Source organism: Bradyrhizobium sp. CCBAU 45394 (genome assembly GCF_028128655.1).
GTDB lineage: Bacteria > Pseudomonadota > Alphaproteobacteria > Rhizobiales > Xanthobacteraceae > Bradyrhizobium > Bradyrhizobium diazoefficiens.
In genome coordinates this window covers 1-1,902 of record NZ_LBIX01000083.1, presented here as the reverse complement: position 1 = coordinate 1,902, position 1,902 = coordinate 1, and the positions used below count along the sequence as shown (strand labels likewise).

The 1,902-nt window shown below is 62.1% G+C and carries 2 protein-coding genes; both read right to left on the bottom strand.

Annotated features, from left to right (window positions below):
- A partial coding sequence (locus WN73_RS11850) for a flagellin N-terminal helical domain-containing protein (RefSeq protein WP_442870072.1) occupies positions 1–357 on the bottom strand: 357 nt, incomplete at its 3' end.
- A gap of 358 nt (positions 358–715) precedes the next feature.
- A partial coding sequence (locus WN73_RS11845) for a DUF1522 domain-containing protein (RefSeq protein ID WP_271552900.1) occupies positions 716–1,902 on the bottom strand: 1,187 nt, incomplete at its 5' end.

Sequence of the window (1,902 nt, the reverse complement as noted above, 5' to 3'; positions counted from 1 at the left end):
CGTCGCACCCGAGATGGTGGTGGAGACGTTGGACTTGGTGGAGTAACCGACGGTCGTCTGCAGCGCCTGGTTGGCGATCGACTTGGCGCTGTCGATCAGCTTCTGCAGCGAGGTGATGCCGGTGTTGGCGGCCTGCAGCACCTGCACGCCGTTGGCAATGCCGTCGAGCAGATTGTTGATGTCGCTGGCGCGGTTGTCGAGCGACTGTGCGGTGAAGAAGTTGGTGGGATTGTCCAGGGCCGAGTTGACGCTCTTGCCGGTCGACAGGCGGCTCTGCGTGGTGGCGAGAAGATCAGCGGTGGACTGGAGGGAGAGCAGGTTCTGACGAACCGAGGAAGAGAGAACGATACCGGACATTGAGTGTTACCCTTCTGGTACGCAACGCAACAAAACTTCGATTAGGATTAATCGATGCTCGGGACGGTGAACGCGGAGGGCTAACAAAGCATGAAGCGTGTCGCGGCAGTCCTTGTCGGGATTCACCATATGGGCGATCGACGCAGCATCTGGCTTCGCCGTATCGTCATGATCGGATGATGCTTTTTGATACACCGATGAAGCGTTTGCCACTTGTCAACCATAACTCAGAGTGAGCAATTCGCTGTACCGGAATGCATCGCTTTCATCAGCCGAGCGGCAGTCTGATGCCGGCACAAAAGAAAGCGGCGGGGCCGAAGCCCCGCCGCCATATTGGTTTTGCGATGTCTGCCGCTTGTTAGCGGAGCAGCTGCAGCACGCTCTGCTGCGACTGGTTGGCCAGCGACAGCGCGGAGACCGCGATCGACTGGCGGGTCGACAGCGCCTGGCTGTTGGCCGCTTCGGTATTGGTGTCGGCCAGCGTCAGGTTGGACGAGCCGGTCTGCAGCACGTTGATCAGGCTCTTGTTGAAGTCCTGACGCACCTGCACCACGGACAGGTTCGAACCGAGCGCCGAAGCTTCCGAGCGCAGCGTGCTCGACGCGGCGTTCAGGTTGGTCAGCACCTTGTTGGTGGCAGCGTTGTCGATGAAGTCGACACCGCTGGTCAGCGCAGCAAGGCCGAGACCCTTGGAGTTGTAGGTCACGCCCGTGATGCTGAGGTTCGACTTGCCGGTCTCGTCGAACACCAGCTTGAGCTGATCGCCGTTCAAGAGGTTGACGCCGTTGAACGAGGAGTCCTGCGAGGTCGTGTCGATCTGGTTCAGGATGTTGTTGTACTGGTTGACGAGGTTGGCACGAGAGGTCTGCGCAACCGTGTCCTGGACGGGGGTGGAAGCCGTCGAGAAGGTCAGCGCCGTCGTCAGCGTACCGCCGATCGCACCACCCGCGGCGCTCGAACCGATGGTCGAGGACGCGTAGTCGTTGGTGGTGGAAACCGTCAGCAGGCCGTTGGCGTCGATCGTCGCCGTCAGGTTGTTGGCCTGAAGCGCGGAGTTGAGCTGATCGAGCGTCTTGACCGTGCCGTTGGTGCCGTCGCCGAAGGTGACGTTGACCGCCGTGCCGCCGTTGAAGGAGGAGAAGGTCAGGGTCTTGCCGCTGATGCCGCCGATGCCGGAGGTGCGAGCCGCGGTGAAGGCGGTTGCCGTGCCGGTGTTGCCGGCAAGTCCAAGCACGTTCAGCGCATTGCCGGTGCCGGTGATCGACAGGTCGGCGTTGACGCCGGTGGACAGCTTGAGCTGGCCGGAGGCGTTGATCGACGAGGCGATCTGACCGGTTGCGGGGCTCAGCGTCGCCGTGCCGTTGGCCGCGATCGAGGAGGTCTGCACGCCGGTGGCAAGGTCGATTGCGTTCAGCACGTCGGCAACCGTGCCGGACTGCAGATAGACCGTCGAGTTGCCGTTGCCGTCGGTCAGGACATTGCCACTGACACCGAAGCCGCTCGGGATCGCCGGAGCGTTGCTCGATCCCGGAACCGGGGCGTTCT